This is a genomic window from Rhodococcus cerastii, assembly GCF_033042195.1.
Lineage (GTDB): Bacteria > Actinomycetota > Actinomycetes > Mycobacteriales > Mycobacteriaceae > Rhodococcoides.
In genome coordinates, this window is sequence record NZ_JAWLKF010000011.1 from 124118 (window position 1) to 135617 (window position 11500).

The 11500-nt window shown below is 64.8% G+C and carries 12 protein-coding genes; 5 read left to right on the plus strand and 7 right to left on the minus strand.

Annotation, left to right across the window (positions count from 1 at the left end; translation table 11 throughout):
- Positions 1-123: 123 nt before the first annotated feature.
- Both R3P93_RS18515 and R3P93_RS18520 read left to right on the plus strand, forming a co-directional pair.
- The gene (locus R3P93_RS18515; protein WP_068051171.1) at positions 124-912 is read left to right on the plus strand and encodes an IclR family transcriptional regulator; all 789 of its coding nucleotides are present in this window, start codon (positions 124-126) and stop codon (positions 910-912) included.
- Positions 909-1736, plus strand: coding sequence for an HpcH/HpaI aldolase/citrate lyase family protein (locus R3P93_RS18520; protein ID WP_317533731.1), 828 nt, complete (start codon positions 909-911; stop codon positions 1734-1736). Before R3P93_RS18515 ends, R3P93_RS18520 begins: the two co-directional genes overlap by 4 nt.
- Positions 1737-1803: 67 nt before the next feature.
- Here R3P93_RS18520 and R3P93_RS18525 read toward each other — a convergent pair whose 3' ends face one another.
- Positions 1804-3231 (minus strand): MmgE/PrpD family protein, encoded by a 1428-nt coding sequence (locus tag R3P93_RS18525; protein WP_317533732.1) that lies wholly within the window; start codon positions 3229-3231, stop codon positions 1804-1806.
- On the minus strand, positions 3228-4040 hold the full coding sequence (locus R3P93_RS18530; protein ID WP_068051189.1) for a cyclase family protein: 813 nt from the start codon (positions 4038-4040) through the stop codon (positions 3228-3230). Before R3P93_RS18530 ends, R3P93_RS18525 begins: the two co-directional genes overlap by 4 nt.
- A 178-nt stretch (positions 4041-4218) precedes the next feature.
- Here R3P93_RS18530 and R3P93_RS18535 point away from each other — a divergent pair, with 178 nt between their 5' ends.
- On the plus strand, positions 4219-5586 hold the full coding sequence (locus tag R3P93_RS18535) for an MmgE/PrpD family protein (protein WP_317533733.1): 1368 nt from the start codon (positions 4219-4221) through the stop codon (positions 5584-5586).
- Here the strand turns inward: R3P93_RS18535 and R3P93_RS18540 are convergent.
- The 5 genes from R3P93_RS18540 to R3P93_RS18560 all read right to left on the minus strand — a co-directional run bounded on the left by R3P93_RS18540 (position 5583) and on the right by R3P93_RS18560 (position 9212).
- Positions 5583-6113 (minus strand): LpqN/LpqT family lipoprotein, encoded by a 531-nt coding sequence (locus R3P93_RS18540; RefSeq protein WP_317533734.1) that lies wholly within the window; start codon positions 6111-6113, stop codon positions 5583-5585. The genes R3P93_RS18535 and R3P93_RS18540 overlap by 4 nt on opposite strands.
- Positions 6110-7027, minus strand: a complete 918-nt coding sequence (locus R3P93_RS18545) for a hypothetical protein (protein WP_317533735.1) — start codon at positions 7025-7027, stop codon at positions 6110-6112. The genes R3P93_RS18540 and R3P93_RS18545 overlap by 4 nt, the downstream gene beginning before the upstream one ends.
- Positions 7024-8031 carry a WXG100 family type VII secretion target gene (locus R3P93_RS18550; protein WP_317533736.1) on the minus strand — a complete coding sequence of 336 codons (1008 nt, stop codon included), beginning with the start codon at positions 8029-8031 and terminating at the stop codon, positions 7024-7026. Before R3P93_RS18550 ends, R3P93_RS18545 begins: the two co-directional genes overlap by 4 nt.
- Entirely contained in the window at positions 8028-8327 is a 300-nt protein-coding gene (locus tag R3P93_RS18555; RefSeq protein ID WP_317533737.1) for a type VII secretion target, read from the minus strand. The genes R3P93_RS18550 and R3P93_RS18555 overlap by 4 nt, the downstream gene beginning before the upstream one ends.
- A gap of 210 nt (positions 8328-8537) precedes the next feature.
- On the minus strand, positions 8538-9212 hold the full coding sequence (locus R3P93_RS18560) for a GntR family transcriptional regulator (protein ID WP_094639859.1): 675 nt from the start codon (positions 9210-9212) through the stop codon (positions 8538-8540).
- 199 nt (positions 9213-9411) lie between these two features.
- Here R3P93_RS18560 and R3P93_RS18565 point away from each other — a divergent pair, with 199 nt between their 5' ends.
- Together R3P93_RS18565 and R3P93_RS18570 are read left to right on the plus strand one after the other, a co-directional pair.
- The gene (locus tag R3P93_RS18565) at positions 9412-10830 is read left to right on the plus strand and encodes an MFS transporter (protein ID WP_094639858.1); all 1419 of its coding nucleotides are present in this window, start codon (positions 9412-9414) and stop codon (positions 10828-10830) included.
- Between the two features lie 3 nt (positions 10831-10833).
- Positions 10834-11499 carry an aspartate/glutamate racemase family protein gene (locus R3P93_RS18570; protein WP_317533738.1) on the plus strand — a complete coding sequence of 222 codons (666 nt, stop codon included), beginning with the start codon at positions 10834-10836 and terminating at the stop codon, positions 11497-11499.
- The last annotated feature ends 1 nt before the right edge of the window (position 11500 follow it).

Consider the following 11500-nt stretch of genomic DNA (forward strand, 5'->3'; position numbering starts at 1 on the left):
GATTGATCTCGCTGAAATCGAGTATGGCACGCATCACGGCCTCAGAACAGGCTCTTCCGTCAATTTCTTGTTACGGGTATGGTTCGCTCAGCGGAACGCACGCACATCCGAAAGGTGACACTTATGGTCAGCAGGCCTGCACTGGAGACGTCGACGGGAACAGAGTCCGCCGATCGTGTCGCCGATGTGCTCATCGCCTTCGCGCAATCCGATCGGGCACTGGGCGTGTCCGAGATCGCTCGCACTCTCGACCTGAGCAAGGCTGTGGTGCACCGCATTCTGCAGTCGCTGGCATCGCGGTCGATCGTGCAGCCGGTTGCGGGCGAGTCGACGTATTCCCTCGGCCCGGCGGCGATCGGACTCGGCACCAAGGCGTGGAGCCAGCTCGACGTCCGGTCGATTGCGGCTCCCGTGCTGCGCGCGCTTCGCGCGAACACACGCGAGACCGCAACGCTGTCGGTGCTCGTGGGGCACCGTCGTGTCTATCTCGATCAGTACGAGAGCCCCCAGGAGGTGAAGATGGTGGTCGAGATCGGCCCTCAGTACGCGTTGCACTCGGGAGCCTCGAGCCGAGCGATCCTGGCGTTCCTCCCCGATCGATTCGCGGACGAGGCCTTCCAGGAACTCCGCAGCAGTTCCCCCGACGCCGACGAGACCCGCTTCCGCGCCCGCCTCGCAGAGATCCGTACCAACGGATACGCAACCTCGACGAACGAGCGAAACACCGGTGCAGCGTCGATCGCCGCGCCGTTCTTCGACGCCGCAGGGCACGTACTCGGATCGGTCAGCTCCTCGGGCCCCGCTTTCCGCTACTCCTCGTCCGCGGACGACGAACACATCGTTCATGCTGGTCAGGTCGTCGCGGCGGCCCAGTCGATCACCACCATCCTGGAAGCGCGTGCAGCTCGATGACCCCTACCTCCGCCCGGTCGTTCCTCTACGTACCGGCAAACAAGCCCGAGTTGTTCGACAAGGCCGTGCGCGGTGCCGCAGACGCGGTGATCATCGACCTCGAGGACGCGGTTCCGTTGGCGGACAAAGGCCGAGCGCGTGCCGACCTCGCGGGGTGGTTGGCCTCGACGGCGTCGACCGATACCCAGATCTGGATTCGCATCACCCCCGAATTCATGACGCAGGACCTCGAGGCCGTCGCCGGAGGCGGTGTCACCGGCATCATGGTGGCGAAGTGTTCGGTCGAGTCACTCACGCGCGCAGACCGATTGCTCACCGAGCACAACCTGCCCGGGGTCGAGCTGATCGGGCTGATCGAGACGGCTCACTCCTTGCGCGCTCTGCCGGAGATGGCTCGATGCAACAGAGTGCGAACATTCGGGATCGGTGAAGTCGACCTCCTCGCGGACCTGCGCATCACCCGTTCGGAATCGACGGAAGCGATGATCGACGCACTCAGGCTGAACGTCGTGATCGATTGTGCTGCTGCGGGATTGGCAGCACCGATTGCCCCGACGTCGACCGATTTTCGCGATCTGGACGGGTTCGTCGGCACCACGGCCCGTTTCGTGCAGATGGGTTTCCGGGGCCGGACGGCATTGCACCCCAGTCAGGTTCCGATCATCAATGCCGCGCTCACCCCGACCTCGGACGACATCACCACAGCACGTCGACTGGTGGAGCTGTACGAGGTGTCTCAGGGAGGACCGACCGTCGACGACAACGGCAGATTCGTCGACGAGGCAGTGGTGCGGGGCGCACGGGAAATCCTCGCCCGGGCCTGAACCGACCGAACTGCAGCTCGGGCACCGCCACACGAGTGACGGTGCCCGAGCCGGTGGGACAACTGTTCTATTGTTGCGTGGTCGATTTCAGGTCGGTCAACGGTGCGAGCAGTGTCCCGATATCGGTCAGGTCCCCGAGACGATCGCATCGGCCGGCCAGTTCCTTCAGCTCGACGTCGGAGAGGAACGGCCCCGCGTTGCTGGTGAACTTGGTCGAGACCTCACCGAAGGTCAGCGGCCGTTCGGGTCCGCCACGAGTGGTGAGCACCTCTTCGACCACTACTGTTCCGTCGGTCAGAGTTGCGGTCAGCACCGCCGGGAATTGGTGCGGGAAGATGGCGTCGCACTTCGGGTTCGGAACGACGTCGACCTTGGCCATCAGAGCTCGCCGATCTGCTGACTTCGCCAACTCGTCGGTGTAGTCCTCGAGCGCAGCACCGAGTCCTCCCCCGCCGAGCAAGCCGACCACCACTGCGTACGGTCCGCTGAACTGCGCCATGTACCCGGTCTCGGGCGTGCGTTTGACGTCGATGGGTTCACCGATGGTCCGCAGGTTCGCCGCGGGCACTCCCAGCTCGAGCTTCTCGATCTGCTCCGGCCGGATTCCTCTCGCCCGCAGCGCTGCTCCTGCGTCTATTGCCGCATGGGTGAAGTGATTGGCGGGGTACGGCTTGAAGAAGATTCCGGGAACGGCCCACTCGGAGCCGAGTCCGTCCAGAATCTCGTTGGCTCGGCCAGGTTCGTGCAGCCAGGCCTGGAAGAAGCCGAACCGTCCTTCGAGGACCGTCGGTGGCCCGGTGATCCCATGACGCGCAAGGCCTGCGGCCGAGAGCGCGGAATGCGCAGCCCAACCGCAGTGCATGCGCTTGACGGTGCCCCCGGTGCGATTGGCCTCGATGATGCCCGACGCCATCGACGCGGCAATGCCCATCGTGTCGACGATCTGCTCCTCCGACGCACCACCGATGACAGCGGCAGCCACAGCGCTACCCATCGCACCGCAGATGGACGTCGCGTGCTGTCCGTGCTCGAAGAACACCGAGTTCTTGGTCTCCGGGTCGAACCCCGCCATACCGATGCGCACACACACTTCCAGCCCGATCGCGATGCCGCGGACGAGTTCTCGACCGTCGGTACCGTGCTCCTGAGCAGCCGCGAGAGCCGCGGGCACGACACTGGCGCTCGGATGCAGGATCGATGGAAGATGCGTGTCGTCGAAATCCAGCGAGTGTGCGAGCACTCCGTTGACGAAAGCGGCGAGGGCCGGAGGGAGAGCGATGTCGAGGCCGACCGCGGATGCCGTTGCTGCCCCGCCTTGTTCGCGGGCCCATGCGGTCGCAGCCTTGCTCGTCTCGAGGTCGGTGGCCGCAACCGCGATCCCGAGCGTATCGAGCACCCGCATCCCGACCGAGTTGACGACGGCGTCGGGTAGATCCTGATAGTGGGTGGTCGCGGCGAAACGCGCCAGGTGCTGCGCGAGCGTACGTTCGCTCATGCGGACGTCACCGCCAGCGGCCGTACCGGCGAACCCGTTGCGCCGAAGATGTTCAGGGGAACGAGAACGAACGTGAACTCGAACAGTTCCTGCTGGGAGAGCTCTTCGAGGTCGAGTGCTTCGATGATGTAGATACCGCTCTCCACCAACAGAACTCGGTGCGCGGGGAGCAGCGCGTGACCACCGCCCGGGGCGAGCCGCTCGAACGCGATGGTGTCTGCGCCTGCAGCGTGTACACCCTTGTCCGCCAGCCATTGCGCGCCTGCTTCTCCGACTCCGGGAACTCCGGACGGGCCGCCGACGTACGGCGATCCCTCGGCGAACAACTGCCCCCATCCGCTGCGAATCAGCACGACATCGCCGCGTTCGATCTCGATTTTCTCTGCAGCACATGCCGATTGCAGATCATCGACAGTGATCTCGTACCCGCCCTCGCAGCGACCGACACCGAGGAGCCTCGGGATGTCGAGCAGCACGCCGCGGCGGATCATGGGTTCGATGGTGTGGACGCCGTGTTCGACATACTTGCCGCCCAGGCACGACTGCCCGGCATCGGCACCGCCGTGCAGCTTTCCGTCGTGGCTGACGTGAGCGAGAGCGTCGATGTGAGTGCCCACGTGCGTTCCGGTGGTGATCATGTCGTTCGCGGCGCTGCCGCCGTCTGCTCGAGTCACGTCGCCGTGTCTGCGCGGCAGGGTGTGCCAGAACTGAGGATGATTGGGCGACTGCGGCATCCCGACCCTCAACTGTCTACCGAGATCGACCGCGCGCACGCCCCCCTGGACTGCACGAAGAAGTTGATCGGACATTGCTTCGTCTCCTCGTTCGACGCTGCGTGCGAACCTCACACCAGCGTTGTTTCGTTTCGCTAGCCGGAACGGTTCTGAGCGGTATGGACTCGCGCCGGCGGTAGGCCGAGCCTAGCAGTCGGCAGGTTGCACGTCTCGATCATTGACTCTTTCTTTCTGAGCCTTCTACAGTCCAGTCATGGACGGTTCAACGGCGTTTCGCTCAACGGAACACACGCGCGCGGTCGACGCCTTGGCCACCGCGATGGTCGACCTACGGATGTCACCCCTCCCCGCACCGCTCGGCGATCGAGCGCGGTTGATTCTGTTGGACCTGCTGGGCGTCACCCTTGCCGGTGCCCGCACCGGCGAGATGGTCGAACTACGGAAGAAGTGGGACTCGGAACCAGGATCGACGTACCCGATAGGCGGAAGCACCGGCACCACCATCGAGACTGCGGCCGAGCTCGACGCCATCGCATCGTGCTGCCTCGAGCTCGACGAGGGCAACAAGTACGCCGCCGGACATCCTGCTGCGCATGTGCTTCCTGCAGCGATCGCCGCGACCAGGCTGGCATCGACGCCGATCTCGGGCCGGGCCTTCTTGACCGCCGTCGTGGCGGGATACGAGGTTGCCGCTCGATTCGGCTGGGCTCTGACCCGGCACAGTGCGTGGCACACCCATGGGCACTGGGGTGCCACGGGCGCGGCCACAGCAGCCGCGTCGATTCGTGGTGCCGATGCGAACGAGGTTGCCGCGGCGATCGACTCGTCGTCTGCGTTGATTCAGGTAGCGCCCTGGGCTGTGGTTCTCGACGGCAATTTCTCGCGAAACCTGTGGATCGGCGGTGCCGCACGGGCCGGCGTGACCGCGGCCAGGCTTGCTCGATCGGGGGCAGTGCACAACTCGGGGACCATCGAGCACACCCTGGGCGCTCTGGTCGGGACACTGGACACGTCCCGACTGACCGAGGATCTCGGCGAGCGATGGCTCACGCTGGAGGGCTATACGAAACAGCACGCCAGCTGCTCGTACACGCACGCCGCCGTGGACGCTGTGCAGAGCCTGCGCGCTGACGCCGAATGGTCCGCCGCCGACATCGAACATGTTCGGGTGCTGACACATTCGTTGGCGGAACCCCTGTTCCGCCGACATCCGTCGAACAGGTTGGGCGCGATGTTCTCGCTGCCGTTCGTGGTGGCCGCAGCGTTCGTGTCCGACGCGATAGACGTGGATTCTCTGGATCCCCGAGGTGCGACATTCTCGGCGGCCGAAGCGTTCAGCGCCCGAGTCGACGTCGCATCGTCGAGCGAGCTCGACGCGCTGCTACCAGAGCGCCGAGCCGCCGAAGTGACGATCGAATTTCGGGACGGCACCACACTCTCGGCGACTGCCCCGAATCCGCTGGGCGACATCGACCATTTTCCGATGGATTACGGCGCGGTGCGCGCCAAGATCGCCCGCTTGGTCGGCGAATCCGATACCGCGGTCATCGAGGACATCGTCGACTCCCTCGGCGATACGGAGGACGTTGCGGCGCTGTTGCGCGCACTACCGATTCGCTAGCGTCGACCGATACGCAGCTCGTCGACGAACTCGTCTGCAGCACAGGACAATCTCTGTCGTAGCGAATCCGGCACGGTGACCGTCACCTGAACCAGGTACTGGTCGACGATGTGGTGGACGACGAAGTACCGGGTCCGGGCGAAGAGCAACCGACCGGCGCAGTCGTAGCGACCCGCGATCGAGACGGACGGTAGACCGCAGAACGAACCTCGGTCGTGACTGATCTCGACCCAGCCGGGCAGTGCCCACGCGTCTCCGAAGCCGCACTCCAGTAGGGCATCCGGGTCGACCGACCGTGCGAGCTTCCCGACCAGAACCACCGCATTCGGTACGAATCCGTCGACTGCGTTCGCCGGCGAGCACAGCACCGCGGTGGCGTGTGGGAAGTGAAGCTCTGAAACAGCCTCCCAGTCCGGTAGCACCGGGAGCTCGAGCCCGAACCTGTCGCATTCGTCGCGATGCACCGGTGCCAGTTCGACACCCTGCTGCTGGAGATAGGTGTATACCGTCCTTTGTCGAACCGTCACTGGACAGTGTTCCTTCCACCGACAGTCGTTGCGGCACGGTCGGCGCGGATACGCTCGCGCAGCCTGGGCGGGCGCAGCAACTCCCGCGCATCGTCGTGGCCCAGTTGCGCACGGGCCCAGGGATTGTCGCGGCACCACAGAAGCAGCGCGAGCAGCGAATTCGGTTCGACCTTCTTCTCACACGCCATGATGACCAGCTCCGGCTCGTCGGTCTCGCTCGATCGGCGCGAGACTCTGATCACCGGCAGGTCACCTCGGTGCGGTACTGCTGGATTCGGATGCTCCTCCAGGCGCAGATCCGCAATGTCGCTCCAGGGCACGACCATCACGTCGTTCGACACCTTCCACCCACGACGTCGATAGATCTGTTGGACAATACCTTCGGGGTGCAGAGAGATCCAGGTGCGGTTGACGACGACGAACCCGACCACGAACCACGCCAGGCATGCCGGCGCGCCTATCGCCGTCAGCAACTCTGCCCTCTCTTGGCGAGGGTCCGGTCCGTCGTCTCTGAATACGAAGTAGGACAGGCCCACCACCGACGCGAAGGCGAGTAGACCTGCCCTGGCCACGAAGTCCCCGCGCCCGGGCACCGACAAACCTGCGCCGACGCCTGCAACGTCGACCCGCCGCACGAAACGTGACAATCGCGCAGCTCCGATGCCGGACATCGGCACCGCCATCCCCAAGGGAAGGAGCACGAAGAACGCGAGCCACAACAGTGCCAGGAGGCCGCCTGCGCCCGTCCTGGCAATCACAGGGACGGCAGCAACCAGCAGTCCCACCACTGCCGTACAGATGCCGAAAACCGCTGCGAGCCAGCCGAGGTGAACACTGCGCCACCTCCGCACCCACACAGGTCCCGGATTCGCTGTCGCAGGCATGTTCGCGCCTGTGTCCTCACGATCGGTCATCGCAGTGTCCATTCGAAGACCTTCGAGACGCCGTGGCTGACGGAGCCCCCGACCAGGGCACCCAACGCAACGCCTGCGGCAGCACCGGCAACCGTGCCCGGCCCGGGAAACACCGAACCCGCGGCACTACCGACTCCCACCAGAGCACCGGTCACGTAGCTCGCAGCTGCGAGGCCGGCGGCGGTACTCGCCGTATTGACCGCAATCGCCTCAGCGGGGCTCACCCCCTCATCGATATCGTGGCCAATCGAGGGCACCGTTCCTGCCACCGCGCCGAACGCCCCCAACCCCCGACCGATGTTCTTGGCAACATCGTCGACGGAACCGACACCCGGAAGTTGGAGAGCCCTCCTCGTCACGTCGGTCATACCACCGATGACGGTGGCTGCAACGGTCGTCGGCCAATCCGGCATCCACGAGAAGGACCCGTCCGGGTTTTCGACGAACTTCCCGGCCGGACTACTGAGCGCAAGCCCGGTCAACAGCTTCGTGGGCTCGGCCAACTGCTGCGCAGCGTCGAGTGCGGCCCTGTCTGCCTGTCTCAGAGCTCCCTGAATGTCCTCGGTCAACTGCGCTGCAGCAGAGCGTAGTTCGTCGGCCTTCCGTATCTTTTCTTCACCCAGGACGTCCGGTATCAATGCGATCATCCCGTCTGGATCCACTACACCGTCGGCCCGAACGGCGAACCCGCTCGCCGTCGCCGCCGAGACCTGCGCCTGCAGGTGGTCCTTCGCAGCATCGACCAGTCCTGCTGCGGTCTCGAATGCTCTACCGAGTGAATCGATTTCACTGCACACCGAGCTCATCCGGGAGCATTCGCTCACCACACGCTCGGCTGCGGCGTCGGCTGCTTCGCCGGTCCACGTCTCGGCCAGTACGTCCTGCTCCTCGAGCACTCCGGTGCGCTGGCCGTTGACGCGCTCGACGATCTCCGACAACTCGATCATCGTCTTGCGCATCGACTCCGGTTCCCAACCCGCGACGTGCGGGACCGTCGAGGTCATTTCGGCTGGTCCATCGCTGCGAGGCGGCGGGCGAGTTCGTCGTCGGCGATCTCGTAGTTCTGCCCGACGCCGCGGGCGATGTCCGCGACGCATTCGGCCCGCCCGGCCAGAGCTGCAACAGCTCCGGCCGCCGCGGCTGCTGCCGCCGCACATGCTGCGTGAAAGTCACTACCCTGCAACGCATTCTCCGACGCACGGAACGGAGCAAGAGCATCCACCTCACGGATCACCCCGCCAGTTGCCGACAACACATTCGAGAACTGCCGCAGGATCGCTGGATCCACATTCACTGTCATGACGCTCCCCGAGTTGCACCGTAGCGACGCCCGGTGAATCGGCGTCATCGGGTTTGACGCGAGTGTGCCCCGATCGGTTCCCTCCGGCCGCTTCGAGAAACGTTCATGGGCATCACGGTGATGAGCACCGCTCCGTCATCGCCCAGTCACCGCCCATCGGACCTACCGCGGCATGACTGCCCGCGTCGCGGTGAGTACGGCGGACTCGGCTCAGTGCTGTGGGTCGTAGCCCGGAACTTGCGCCAGAGTCTCGAACGTTCGCGCTCGACCCCATTCCACGTGCGCGAACGCAACAGCGGCAGCCAATTCCGTGTCCCCCTTGGCGATGGCGTCGACGAGGGAGACATGCTCCCCGTGTCGTAGCGACGGATCCCGTTCGAGATTGGCCATGTTGAGTCGATTGCTGCGCTCGCGCAACGGTTCCATGATGACCGGGAACAGCCGGTTGGCGGACAATGCCTCGATCCCCGAGTGCACTCCCGAGCTCGCGTGATGGAATTCGAGCAGATCGCCCCGGTCGAGCGCTGCACCTGCACGGGACACCGCGTCGACCAACGACGACGAGTCCGCGCCCGCCGCCACAGCGGACGCTGCCCGTCGAGCAACGAGCGGCTCGAGCGCGGACCTGATGTCGTACAACTCGTCGACGGAACTTCTGGTCACTCCTGTCACCACGGCAGGGCGTCGCGGCGACAGCGTCACCAACCCTGCTGCTTCGAGCAATGGAAGCGCCTCGCGAATCGGGACCCTCGACACTTGCAGCTCGGTTCCCAGATTGCGCTCGCTCAGCGTTTCACCAGGCCGGAGGCGGCCGTCGAGGATGCGTGTTCTGATCGCGTCGAACACCGATCGCGACAGCGATTCGCGACCTTCCGTGGATGCCATGATGCTTGTATACCAGCGAACTGTAGGTATACCGCGCATCCGCCAGCTTCATCGGCAGGCTTTGCCCAACAAAGACCTAGACAGCAAGAGCCAGGTGAGAGGACCTGGAAACACAAGCGTTACCGCCGAGAAACCATTCGCGGCCCAATGCTCCGTAAATTCTCCGTTGTTGGTATACCACTTAGCGAGAGGCACTGGGATGAGCGTCCCGACCAGGAACGAGAAGCCGTCACCGATCGACCCACCGCCCGAGGCCGGCAGCCTCAGTGAACAGATCGAGGCGTCGTACTCGAAGATCGGCCTCACCACAGCGCACTTCGGCATCGTCGCCATGGTCCTGTTCGGTGTGTTCTTCGATGCCATCGAACAGAATGCCGTCGGCATCACCGGACCGCTCCTGCGTGAATCCTGGGGCCTCGGCGGAACCGAGATCGGACTGCTGAACACCGCGACGTTCACCGCCGTCGCCCTCGGGCGCATCCTGGCCGGAGCGGTGATGGACCGTTTCGGTCGTCGAACCCTCCTCGGCGCAAACCTTCTCGTCTTCGCGTTCGGCTCGCTACTGTGCGCATTCGCACCCAACTACGAGGTGCTGGTGGGCGCTCGATTCCTGGTCGGGCTCGGACTCGGCGGTGAGATCGCCGTCGCGGTGATCATGCTCTCCGAGTTCTTCTCCGCCAAGCATCGCGGTACCGCGGTCGGCATGATCAACGTCGCAGCCGCAGGTCTGGGCAACATGCTCGCCCCACTGTTCGGGGTCATCGTCTTCGCCATCTTCACCGGTGACGACCGCTGGCGTTGGCTGTTCGGTCTGCTGGTACTGCCCGCACTCGCGGTCGTGTTCTATCGCCGCTCGCTTCCGGAAACACCTCGCTTCCTCGCAGCGACGGGCCGGGTGGCCGAGGCCAACACCGTCATCAACCGCCTGGCGCAGGGCAAGCTTCGCGGCACCCTCGACTCCGAGGTTCAGTACTTGAACGTCGACACCACGGTCGATGATCACGCCGCACCGCGCGCACGGTGGACGGAGATGTTCGGGCAGCGTTACCGCAGAAGCACTCTCGCCCTCGGCATTGCCGTCTGCATGTCCTACGCAGCACAGATCTCGATGCTCACGCTGATCCCCGTCATCCTGACCGAGCGGGGAATGTCGATCTCGAGTGCGCTCTGGTACACCCTCGTGATGCAGTCCGGGTCGTTGATCGGCGCGCTGACCGCCGCACTCATCGCTCGCAAACTCCCCCGCAAGGTGACGCTGACCGGTGGCGCTGTGCTCGGTATCGTCGCCGGGCTCGGATTCGGCTTCTTCGCAACGTCCATCGGCCTCGTACTGTTCTTCGGTGCCCTGTTCAACTTCTCGGTCATCATCCTCAACACGACGATCTGGCTGTTTGCACCCGAGCAGTACCCCACACGAATCCGTGGCCTCGCGACGTCGGTGATCCTGGCGCTGGGCTCCCTCTCCGGCGGACTGTTCCCGCTCATTGCCGGAGCCGTACTGGACTCGTCCGGCGTGGGTGCCATGTTCGCGATGCTGGCCGGCCTGTTCATCGTGTGCGGGATTGCCGTGCAGTTCCCGAAAGAGACCTTCGGACAACCGATGCCGGAAGATGGCTGAGCAGTGAAGATTCTCGTGATCAACCCCAACTCGAACACTGCAACGACGCAGCTGCTCGTCGACGTCGCGCGGCGTTGTGTCCACGACACAGAATTCACCGTCGTCGGGGTCACCGCGGGTACCGGACCGGCGATGATCACCGGCACCGAACAGTTGCGTGCTGCCGGACCGGATGTCGTAACCGCGGCCCTCGACGCGATCGAGCACCATGGCCCGGCAGCGGTGATCGTCGGCGCGTTCGGTGATCCCGGTGCCGCCGAACTCCGAACCCTCGTCGACATTCCGGTCGTCGGGATCGGCGAGGCAGGAATCCTGCACGCTGCACGAGGTGGTCGGCGCTTCGCGATCGCCACCACCACAGCCGATCTCGCCGCCCAACTCGATGCACTGACCCGTGCCACCGTGCCCGACGGCGATTTCGCGGGTGTGTTCCTCACCGCGTCATCGCCGTTGGTCCTGGCCGAGGACCTCGCATCGAGCGTCGTCGAACTGGGAGCAGCGGTCGATGCAGCAGTCGCCGCCGGAGCGACGGCGGTCGTCATCGGCGGCGGTCCGTTGAGCGATTCGGCCCGGCGGCTGGCACTGCGCACCGACGTGGACGTCATCGAGCCGGTTCCGAGTGCCGTTGCGATGGTCTTCGACAGAATCTCGAACGCGGTACGCAGCTGAA

Excerpts from the sequence above, each read along its gene's own strand:
- R3P93_RS18550 (WP_317533736.1), bottom strand. The coding sequence starts at position 8,031 with ATGACCTCGACGGTCCCGCACGTCGCGGGTTGGGAACCGGAGTCGATG.
- R3P93_RS18515 (WP_068051171.1), top strand. The coding sequence starts at position 124 with ATGGTCAGCAGGCCTGCACTGGAGACGTCGACGGGAACAGAGTCCGCC.
- R3P93_RS18530 (WP_068051189.1), bottom strand. The coding sequence starts at position 4,040 with ATGTCCGATCAACTTCTTCGTGCAGTCCAGGGGGGCGTGCGCGCGGTC.
- R3P93_RS18560 (WP_094639859.1), bottom strand. The coding sequence starts at position 9,212 with ATGGCATCCACGGAAGGTCGCGAATCGCTGTCGCGATCGGTGTTCGAC.
- R3P93_RS18520 (WP_317533731.1), top strand. The coding sequence starts at position 909 with ATGACCCCTACCTCCGCCCGGTCGTTCCTCTACGTACCGGCAAACAAG.
- R3P93_RS18555 (WP_317533737.1), bottom strand. The coding sequence starts at position 8,327 with ATGACAGTGAATGTGGATCCAGCGATCCTGCGGCAGTTCTCGAATGTG.
- R3P93_RS18525 (WP_317533732.1), bottom strand. The coding sequence starts at position 3,231 with ATGAGCGAACGTACGCTCGCGCAGCACCTGGCGCGTTTCGCCGCGACC.
- R3P93_RS18565 (WP_094639858.1), top strand. The coding sequence starts at position 9,412 with ATGAGCGTCCCGACCAGGAACGAGAAGCCGTCACCGATCGACCCACCG.
- R3P93_RS18545 (WP_317533735.1), bottom strand. The coding sequence starts at position 7,027 with ATGACCGATCGTGAGGACACAGGCGCGAACATGCCTGCGACAGCGAAT.
- R3P93_RS18535 (WP_317533733.1), top strand. The coding sequence starts at position 4,219 with ATGGACGGTTCAACGGCGTTTCGCTCAACGGAACACACGCGCGCGGTC.